The 10,198-nt window shown below is 65.2% G+C and carries 6 protein-coding genes and 1 pseudogene; 4 read left to right on the top strand and 3 right to left on the bottom strand.

Annotated elements, in window-relative coordinates; all coding sequences use genetic code 11:
* Nucleotides 1–25: 25 nt before the first annotated feature.
* A pseudogene (locus ALC15_RS25865) lies at nucleotides 26–3,327 on the top strand (carboxyl transferase domain-containing protein).
* Nucleotides 3,328–3,442: 115 nt separating this feature from the next.
* On the opposite strand, the gene ALC15_RS25860 reads toward ALC15_RS25865, so the two are convergent.
* From ALC15_RS25860 to ALC15_RS25850, 3 genes are all read right to left on the bottom strand, one after another.
* Nucleotides 3,443–4,183, bottom strand: a complete 741-nt coding sequence (locus ALC15_RS25860; RefSeq protein ID WP_050629696.1) for an outer membrane protein — start codon at nucleotides 4,181–4,183, stop codon at nucleotides 3,443–3,445.
* Nucleotides 4,184–4,367: 184 nt separating this feature from the next.
* Nucleotides 4,368–4,634, bottom strand: coding sequence for a hypothetical protein (locus tag ALC15_RS25855; protein WP_050629695.1), 267 nt, complete (start codon nucleotides 4,632–4,634; stop codon nucleotides 4,368–4,370).
* 285 nt (nucleotides 4,635–4,919) lie between these two features.
* Complete coding sequence (locus tag ALC15_RS25850) at nucleotides 4,920–6,554, bottom strand: flavin-containing monooxygenase (RefSeq protein WP_050629694.1); 1,635 nt, start codon at nucleotides 6,552–6,554, stop codon at nucleotides 4,920–4,922.
* Between the two features lie 229 nt (nucleotides 6,555–6,783).
* Between ALC15_RS25850 and ALC15_RS25845 the strand changes: the two genes are divergently transcribed.
* The 3 genes from ALC15_RS25845 (at nucleotide 6,784) to ALC15_RS25835 (ending at nucleotide 10,130) form a co-directional block, all read left to right on the top strand.
* A complete protein-coding gene (locus ALC15_RS25845) occupies nucleotides 6,784–8,007 on the top strand; it encodes a cytochrome P450 (protein ID WP_050629693.1) in 1,224 nt (407 codons plus the stop codon).
* Between the two features lie 64 nt (nucleotides 8,008–8,071).
* Nucleotides 8,072–9,673 (top strand): GMC family oxidoreductase, encoded by a 1,602-nt coding sequence (locus tag ALC15_RS25840; protein ID WP_050629692.1) that lies wholly within the window; start codon nucleotides 8,072–8,074, stop codon nucleotides 9,671–9,673.
* Between the two features lie 7 nt (nucleotides 9,674–9,680).
* Nucleotides 9,681–10,130, top strand: coding sequence for a hypothetical protein (locus tag ALC15_RS25835; protein ID WP_050629691.1), 450 nt, complete (start codon nucleotides 9,681–9,683; stop codon nucleotides 10,128–10,130).
* The last annotated feature ends 68 nt before the right edge of the window (nucleotides 10,131–10,198 follow it).

Genomic DNA, 10,198 nt, shown 5'->3' with positions numbered 1-10,198 from the left:
AGGTAAGCAAACTCACGGAACCATCATGTCGTTCAAGAAATTGCTGATTGCCAACCGCGGCGAGATCGCGATCCGCATTGCCCGCGCGGCGGCCGACAGCGGCCTTGCCACGGTCGCGATCTATCCCGTCGATGATGCGGCTTCGCTCCATGTCCGCTCGGCCGACGAGGCGCTTGAGATCCCCGGCCGCGGCGCGCGGGCCTATCTGGACATCGAGGCTGTCATCGCGGCGGCCAAGGCTGCGGGCTGCGATGCGCTGCATCCGGGTTACGGTTTCCTCAGCGAGAACACCCAGCTCGCGCGGCGCTGCGCCGAGGAGAAGATCACTTTCGTCGGTCCGTCCCCGGAAGCGCTGGATCTGTTCGGCGACAAGGCCAAGGCGAAGGCGCTCGCCAAAAAATGCGGCGTGCCGATCATTGCCGGCACATCGGGCGCGACGTCGCTCGACGAGGCCAAGGCCTTCTTCGCCTCGCTCGGTGCCAATGCCGCCGTGATGATCAAGGCGATCGCGGGCGGCGGTGGCCGCGGCATGCGCGTGGTCGAGGACTCTGCCAAACTTGACGAGGCCTATGCGCGCTGCCAGTCCGAGGCCAAGGCGGCGTTCGGCAGCGATGCCGTCTATGTCGAGCGGCTGATCCGCAAGGCGCGCCATATTGAGGTGCAGATCATCGGCGACCGCCACGGCGCGATCAGCCATCTCTGGGAGCGCGAATGCACCGTCCAGCGCCGCAACCAGAAGCTCATCGAGGTGGCGCCGAGCCCATCGCTGAGCGAGGCTTTGCGTGCGCGCATCATCGAGGCGGCAAAGCAGCTTGCGACCGCCGCACGCTACGACAATCTCGGCACCTTCGAATTCCTGGTCGATGACGAGGCCAGCGAAGGCGAGGGCGCCTTCGCCTTCATCGAGGCCAATCCGCGGCTCCAGGTCGAGCATACCGTCACTGAAGCCGTGCTCGGTATCGACCTGGTGCGTTCGCAGCTTGCGGTCGCCGCCGGCGCGACGCTGGCCTCGCTCGGGCTGGCGCAAGCCTCAGTGCCGCTGCCGCGCGGCTATGCGATGCAGCTCCGCGTCAATATGGAGGTGATGGACGAGAAGGGGCTGACCAAGCCGACCGGCGGCACGCTCAGCGTGTTCGACCTGCCGTCCGGGCCCGGCGTCCGCGTCGATACGTTCGGCTATTCCGGCTACCGGACCAGCGCTGCCTTCGACTCGCTGCTGGCAAAAGTCATCGTGCATTCGCCGAGCCCGAAATGGACCGACGTGGTGCACAAGGCGTCGCGCACCTTGCGCGAATTCCGCATCGGCGGCGTCGCCACCAACATCCCGTTGCTCGGCGCAATCCTGGCGCATCAGAGCTTTGCCCGGAACAAGATCAGCACCAACTTCATCGATACCCATGTTGCGGCGCTGGTCGGCGCCGCGAAGGAGCATGCCGCGCCGCTGCTCGAGGTGAGCGAGGCGGCCGCGACCAAGGCTGTCGCCATCGAAGCCGCGCCGGAAGGATCGCTCCCGGTTCCCGCGCCGTTGCAGGGCACCATCGTGGCGATCGAGGTCACGGAGGGCGATCTGGTTCGTCCCGGCCAGCAGATCGCGGTGCTGGAATCGATGAAGATGGAGCATCTGGTCGCAGCACCGCATGGCGGCCGCGTGACGAAGGTCGCAGGCGGCGTCGGCGTCACCCTGATGCATGGCGACCCGATCCTGTATCTCGAGCCGGCCGAGGTCGATGGCCATTACGCGGCGGAGGAAGCCGCGATCGATCTCGATCACATCCGACCCGATCTCGCCGAGCTGATCGCGCGCAAGGCGATCACGCTCGACGAGAACCGCCCGGCCTCGGTGGAGCGCCGCCGCAAGACCAACCAGCGCACCGCGCGGGAGAACATCGCGCAACTGGTCGATGAGGGCTCGTTCGTCGAATACGGTTCGCTCGCGATCGCGGCGCAGCGCCGCCGCCGCAAGGTCGAGGACCTGATCAAGAACACTCCGGCCGACGGCCTGATATCAGGCGTCGCCACCGTCACGCCCGACACTTCGGCCCCGAAGGCGCGCGCTGCATGGTGATCTCCTACGACTACACGGTGCTGGCCGGCACCCAGGGCCATATGAACCACAAGAAGATCGACCGCATGCTCGGGCTCGCCGAGCAGTGGCGGCTTCCGCTGGTGTTCTACGCCGAGGGCGGCGGCGGCCGTCCCGGCGATACCGACCGGCTCGGCATGACCGGCCTCGACGGCCCGTCCTTCGTGCAGTTCGCGAAGCTATCGGGGCTGGTACCGGTCGTGGGCGTGGTCTCGGGCTATTGCTTCGCCGGCAACGCCGCGATGCTCGGCGTCTGCGACGTCATCATCGCCACCAGGAATGCCTCGATCGGCATGGGTGGCCCGGCGATGATCGAGGGCGGCGGGCTCGGCGTCTACCATCCGGCCGAGGTCGGCCCTGTCTCGTTCCAGTCGCCGAACGGCGTGATCGACATCCTGGTCGAGGACGAGGAAGAGGCCACGACGGTGGCGCAGAAATACCTGTCCTACTTCCAGGGCGCCATCGCCGATTGGAAGGCGCCGGACCAGCGGCTGCTGCGCCGCGCGATCCCGGAGAACCGCCTGCGGGTCTACGACATCCGCAACGTGATCGACCTGATCGCGGATGAGGGCTCGGTGCTGGAGATCCGGCGCGATTTCGGCGTCGGCATGATCACGGCCTTCATCCGCATCGAAGGCAAGCCGTTCGGCCTGATCGCCAACAATCCGAAGCATCTCGGCGGCGCCATCGACGCTGCGGCCGGCGACAAGGCCGCGCGCTTCATGCAGCTGTGCGATGCCTTCGACATCCCGATCGTCTCGCTGTGCGACACGCCGGGCTTCATGGTCGGCCCCGAGGCCGAGAAGACCGCGATCGTGCGCCATGTGGCGCGGATGTTCGTCACCGGCGCCAGCATCACGGTGCCGCTGTTCGGCATCGTGCTGCGCAAGGGCTATGGTCTCGGCGCGCAATCGATGATCGGCGGCGGCTTCCACGCCTCGTTCTTCACGGTGGCGTGGCCGACCGGCGAGTTCGGCGGCATGGGGCTGGAGGGCTATGTCCGGCTCGGCTTCCGCAAGGAGATGGAGGCGATCGAGGACCCGGTCGAGCGCGAGAAGTATTTCCAGACCAAGGTCGCCGAGCTCTACGCCAACGGCAAGGCGGTCTCGATCGCCTCGGTGCTGGAGATCGATGAGGTGATCGACCCCGCCGACACGCGCCACTGGATCATGGCCGGCCTGCGCTCGGTGCCGAAGCCCGAGCCGCGCACGCACCGCAAGCGGCCGTGCATTGATGCGTGGTAGCCCTGCGTAGCAAGCGTCACCACCCGCAAGGGAGGGAAAGCTTCCGCCGGTGCTTCGCTCCCAAATAAAAGAGCCCCGGCAAAATGCCGGGGCTCCGTCGGTGAGATCGATCAGATCAATACCTGGCTACGACAGGCCCGCCGAAACGGTAGTTGAACCGTATCGTCAGCAGATCCACGTCCTGGCTGATCCGGTTAGCGGCGCCGGCAACGATGGGATTGACGACGGAGAACGTGTTGTTGGCGTCGCCCATGAAGAGGTGATCGTATTCGAGGCCAACGGACCAGTTCGGAGTGAATCCGTATTCGAAGCCGACGCCGACCGCGCCACCCCAGCGAGTCGAGGTCGCAGAAGCTACGCCGACGCCGCCGAGCGTGGTCCAGATGTCATACCGGTTGCTCGTCACCGCGGCGCCGCCCTTGACATAGAACAGTGCTGCGTCCCAGGCCCAGCCGAGCTGGCCGGTGATCAGGCCGAGGCCATCCATTTTCGTCGTGGTCGAGAAAAGCGGATTGATCAGGCTGAGACGCGAGCTCTTGATGTCGGCCCAATCACCCTGTCCCTCGAGCCCGAAAACGAATTGGCCCGCCTGCCAGCGATAGCCGAGCTGACCGCCGAAGACGCCGCCGGAACGTGAGCTGCAGCCGTCAGGAATGATCGCCCCGGCGACAGGCACGAACCCCCAGCAATTGCGGCTATCGCCCCAGCCACCGTTCGCCCCGATGTAGAAGCCGGTCCAGTTGTAGATCACGGGAGGCGGAGGCGGGACAGGGTGTGCCTTCACGGCCATATCCGCAGCCAACGCAGGCGTCGCCATGGTCAGTGCCACGGCTCCTGCAAGAAGATATTTCTTCATCTGTTATCTCCAGGTCGAGTAATTAATTATCGAAATTCGCCTCCGACGCCGCTGCGCAAGACACCTGTATCGGATCGCGTTGGAGGGTATGAGCAGCGGGCTCGAAGCCATGTGCCAAAATGGCAACAGGCTAGAACAATCGAGGCCATGGCTGCATTTCGATCGTGCGGCAGCCGCTCAACCTCTACTCCCTCGCGGGACGCGAGTGATTCCGGGTAGTGGATTGATCGTCGCCGAGCCAGCTGGTGACGCTTTCCGAGAGGATGAGTTGCCTTGGCGAATGAGGATTGATCGTTCCGGCGAACACCACCAGGCCTTCCTCGAGCTTTGCGCGCGCGAACTGCTTGGCGTCATCTTCGGCCGCGAAAGCCCTGGTTATGCGCGGGCTGCGCTCCCTTGGTAGCAGCCCGCGTTTGCGAATTTCATAGGTCACATACCAGGTTGCTGTCATGGCAACGTTCGATCAAGGCGCAGGATCGTGCCATGAATGCGCGGTTGCCGAGGGCGACCATTGATCTGTATCAAGAAGCGCACTGACTTCTTTCGCGAGGCGAGCAGGATCGCTCGCCGTTCGCGTCTCGGCTTCCGATGACTAGGTTGCCTGTCGGCTACACCGTGGTCCTACCCGCCGTGCTCTTTTGTCGCATAGGACCCGTGGTGCGATAGGTACCCGGCTTTCCCGGGAGCCCCCGATCGAAGGCCGTGATGGGGCAAGCGTCTCTCGTCACCGGGAGTGTCAGCCCAGCCGCAATTCCGCGTACCCATTTGCCGCCACCGCATCGCATCGCTCGCGATAAGCCGGTGCGCTGCCGCTGTAGCGGGCGACGATGCGGGTCTGCTTGCCCTCGACATTGCGGTTGATGCCGGTCATCCAGGAATCGACCTCGTTGGAGAGCAGCCCGACACCGAGCGCCTTGACGTGATCGGTCCAGCCGGCGGTGCCCTCGGGCGTGGCGTCGAGGAAGGTCAGGCCCTTCTCCGTCGCGAAGCGGAGCAGGCCGGTGACCCAATCGACGCTGTATTCGATGCTGCGCGGGATGTTGCCGAGCGCGGTGTGCGGGCCCATCAGCATCATCATGTTGGGGAAGCCGTCGACCATCAGCCCGAGATAGGTTTCCGGCCCGTGCGTCCACTTCTCCTTCAGCCGCGCGCCATGCGCGCCGCGGAGATCGATCTTGTCGAAGCTGCCGGTGATGGCGTCGAATCCGGTGGCGTAGACGATGATGTCGAAGGCGTAGTCCTTCTCGGTGGTCCGGATGCCGTCACGCGTGATTCTTTCGATCGGCGTTTCCTTGATGTCGACCAGCTCGACATTGTCGCGGTTGTAGACCTCGTAGTAGAAGGTCTCGAGCGGCAACCGCCGCGTGCCGAAACCGTGGTTTTTCGGGATCAGCTTCTCGGCTACCGCCTGGTCCTTGACGCGCTCGCGGATCTTGCGCGCCACGAAATCGCTGATCGTCGCATTCGCCGCGCGGTCGATCAGGATATCCTTGAAGTTACCCTGCCAGATGCCGAAGCCGCGCTCGCCATACAGCTTTTCGTAGAACGCCTCGCGCTCTTGCTCGCTCACCTCGAACGCGCCGCGCGGATCGGGCGTATGCACGAAGCAGGCGAAGGTCTCCTTGCAGCGCGCGAAGATCTCGGGATAGCCAGCCTTGATCCTGGCTTGGGTTTCCGCGTCGATCTTGCCGTTGTGCAGCGGCGCCGCCCAATTGGCGGTACGCTGGAACACGGTGAGGTGGCCGACCTCGCCGGCGATGGTCTGGATGGTCTGGATGCCGGTCGCGCCGGTGCCGATCACGGCGACGCGCTTGCCGCTGAAATCGACCTTGTCTTTCGGCCAGCGCGCGGTGTGGAACGATTGCCCCTTGAAATCGTCGATGCCCGCGACGCGCGGCAGGGTCGGCGTCGACAGCGGACCGATCGCGGTGATCAGGAAGCGGCAGCTATGCTGTGCGCCGCTCTCCAGCGTGATCCGCCAGCTTCGCGTGTCGTCCTGGTAGACCGCTGATGTAACGCGGCTCTCGAACTGGATGTCGCGGCGCAGGTCGAATTTGTCAGCGACGAAATTGCAGTAGCGCAGGGTCTCGGGCTGGCCGGCAAAATGCTCCGACCATTCCCATTCCTGCAACAGCTCCTTCGAGAACGAATAGCCGTAGGAATAGCTTTCGGAATCGAAGCGCGCGCCGGGATAGCGGTTCCAGTACCAGGTGCCGCCGACGCCGGTGCCGGCCTCGAACACCCGTGCCGTAAGCCCAAGCTCGCGCAGCCGGTAGAGCTGGTACATGCCGGACAGGCCGGCGCCGATGATGATGACATCGTAGTCCAGCGCAGCCGTCTGGGCGCTGTTGTCCTGGCGCGATGCGGCCACCTGTCGTTGCTCCCTAAGTTGATTGCCGGCAAGGCTAGCCGGTCTTGCTGCTACCGACAAACATCGGAGCGCGGGGCTGCCATCGCGATTTGCCTGGGGCTGCCTGCCTGCATTCCGCGCGGCGGACGGTTCGCCGCGCGGCTTTACTCGGCCGCGGGATACCCGCTATCGTCGGCCCGACAAGACGATCGCCCGCCAAGCGGCGACGGAACCAGACGGGAGTGAGGCGATGGGAGAGGCGCTGCGTAGGCCGACACCGATCGATGTCAGCAATCCCCGGCTCTATCAGGACGACACCTGGCGGCCGCTGTTCGCGCAGCTTCGCCGCGACGACCCCGTGCATTATTGCGAGGCTTCACCTTACGGCCCGTACTGGTCGGTGACGCGCTACGACGACATCTTCGCGGTCGAACTGGATCACCAGAACTACTCCTCGGCCTCCGAGCTCGGCGGTATCCAGGTCGCCGACCAACCGAAGGGGCAGGAGCGGCCGAGTTTCATCCGCATGGATCCGCCCGGCCACACCGCGCAGCGCCGCACGGTGGCGCCGATCGTGGCGCCGTCGAACCTCGCCAATTTCGATGCCTTGATCCGCCAGCGCACCTCCGCCGTGCTCGATGCATTGCCGCGCAACGAGACCTTCGACTGGGCCGAGCGGGTCTCGGTCGACCTCACCAACATGATGCTGGCGACGCTGTTCGACTTTCCCTCGGAGGACCGCGCCAAGCTGACCTGGTGGTCGGACGTCGCGATCGCCAACATCGAGTCTCCCGACGCGGTGGTGCATTCGGAGGCCGAACGCACCGCCGAACTGATCAAGATGGGAGAATCCTTCCGCAAGCTATGGGATGCGCGGGTTGACGCAGCTCCGACCTTCGACCTGATCTCGATGCTGGCGCATTCGCCGGCGACGCGGAATCTGGATGCGCGCGAGTTCATCGGCACGATCGGGCTTCTGATCGTCGGCGGTAACGACACCACGCGCAATTCGATGTCGGCCGGGCTGATGGCGCTATGTGAGAACCCCGCGCAGTTCGAGCTGGTCCGCGCCAGGCCGGAGCTGATCCCGAACCTGGTGTCCGAGACCATCCGCTACCACACGCCGGTGCTGCACATGCGCCGCACGGCGCGCAACGATGTCGAGCTTGCCGGCCGTCATATCAAGAAGGGCGACAAGGTGGTGATGTGGTACATCTCCGGCAACCGCGACGAGGACAAGATCGAGCGCGCCGACGAATTCATCATCGACCGCGCCAAGCCGCGCCAGCATCTCGCCTTCGGCGCCGGCATCCACCGCTGCGTCGGCGACCGCCTCGCCGAGCAGCAACTCCGCATCCTCTGGGAGGAGGTTCTGGCGCGCGATCTGCGTTTTGAGATCATGGGCCCACCGCAAAGGCTCTATTCCAATTTCATCCGCGGTATACGAAGCTTGCCGGTGAGAATCGTCAATTGAGCCGCCGGCCCCGTCATTGCCATCTTCCTCGCAATGACGGAAAGCGAGCCACCAGGAAATAACAATGAAGAACGATCCCGTTGACGTCCTGATCATCGGCGCCGGCGCCTCCGGTGCCGCAGTGGCCTGGAGCCTTGCCGATACCAAGATGCACATCCTCTGCCTCGATCAGGGCGGCTGGATGAATCCGGCCGAATATCCGAGCACGGGCCGCGACTGGGAGGCCAAATTCTACGGCGAGTGGTCGTCGAGCCCGAATGTCCGCAAACGGCCCGAGGACTACCCGATCAACGACGACAATTCGCCGATCAAGGTCGTCAACTTCAACGCCGTCGGCGGCTCGACCGTGATGTACACCGCGCACTGGCCGCGGCTGCATCCGTCCGACTTCAAGGTGAAGACGCTCGACGGCGTCGCCGACGACTGGCCGATCGATTACGACGCGCTGACGCCGTTCTTCGAGGAGAACGATCGCATGATGGGCGTCTCGGGCCTGTCCGGCGACCCGCTGTCGCCGCTCAGCCACCCGCCGATGCCGCCGCAGCCGCTCGGGCTGTCAGGCCCGCTGCTCGGCAAGGCCCTGAACAAGCTCGGCTGGCACTGGTGGCCGTCGGACACCACGGTCGCGACGATGGATTACGAGGGCAGGGCGCGCTGCATTAATCTCGGCCACTGCACGCCGGCCTGCGCGCAGGGCGCCAAGGCCTCGACCGACATCACCTATTGGCCGCACGCGATCCGCGCCGGTGTCGAGCTGAAGACCCATTGCCGGGTGCGCGAGATCCTGACCAACGAGCACGGCATGGCCTCCGGCGTCGTCTATTACGACAAGGACGGCGTCGAGCAATTCCAGCCCGCAGAGGTCGTGATCATCGCCTGCAACGGCGTCGGCACGCCGCGGCTGCTGCTCAATTCGGTGTCGGGGAAATTCCCCAATGGCCTCGCCAACTCATCCGGCCTTGTCGGCAAGAATCTGATGTTCCATCCCTATGCGCAGATCTACGGTTTCGTGAAGGAGCCGACCGACAGCAACCGCGCGCCGCCGACCTGCCTGTGGAGCAAGGAGTTCTACGACACCGATCTGTCGCGCGGCTTCGTCCGCGGCTACGGCATCCAGTTCGGCCGCGGCGCCGGGCCGGTATTCGAGGCGGTCGCGAGCGAGCAGAAGGGCATCCTGCCCTGGGGCAAGGATCATCACCGCGTGTTCCGCAGGCTGAACGGGCATCGCCTCGCGGTCTCGGCGATCTGCGAGGATCTGCCCGAGGAACACAATCGCGTCACGCTCGATCCCGTGCTGAAGGACAGCCATGGCATCCCTGCGCCGAAGATCGACTACACGATCTCGGCCAACAGCCGGAAGATGATGGACCACGCGCTGGCGCGCGGCCGGGAAGTCCTCGATGCCGCCGGCGCCACCGACATCTGCATTAACGATCCGATCCCGTGGGGCGGCTGGCATCTGCTCGGCACCGCGCGGATGGGCACGGACCCTTCGCGCTCCGTGGTCAACGAATGGGGCCGCTCGCACGATGTGAAGAACCTGTTCATCGTCGACGGCAGCATCTTCGTCACCTCGGGCGGCGTGAACCCGACCTCCACCATCCAGGCCCTCGCGCTCTACATCGCCGACCAGATGAAGCAGCGCCTCGCCAATCTGTTCGATTGAGTCCGACATGTCCGATGTAAAACAACTGACCGCAGCCCAGCGCGCCGATCTCCGCACCGTCGCCGCGATGATCGTTCCCGAAAGCGCCGAGTACAGAGTTCCGGGCGCGGACGACCCCGCGATCCAGGCCGACATGCTGGCGACGCTCGGCCGCGACACCGCGCTGGCGGCGCAGGCGCTGGATCATCTGGCGCAGCTTGCCGGCAAGCCGCTCGCCGAGCTCGACGAGGCCAGGCGCGATGCGGTGGCGCAGGAGTTTCGCAAGCACGGCGGTGCTGCCGCAGCGACGCTCGTCCGCGTCGTGCTGCAATGCTACTACCGCGACGACCGCGTGCTGCGCTCGCTCGGGCTCGAGCTGCGCGCGCCATTCCCCAAGGGTCACGTGCTGCCGGAGGGCGACTGGTCGCTGCTCGATCCGGTGAGGGAGCGGGGCGGCACGCTGCGGCGGGCGACCTAGCCAGCCGGGCAGGTGCCGAGCGTAACCACTTGCAGCAGCGGGAGCCGGTCACCATCTGAGGGGACCAA

Source organism: Bradyrhizobium viridifuturi (assembly GCF_001238275.1).
In the GTDB taxonomy this organism is placed as follows: Bacteria; Pseudomonadota; Alphaproteobacteria; order Rhizobiales; family Xanthobacteraceae; genus Bradyrhizobium; species Bradyrhizobium viridifuturi.
The sequence above is the reverse complement of the archived record's forward strand: the minus strand, read 5'-3'. Positions and strand labels throughout refer to the sequence as shown.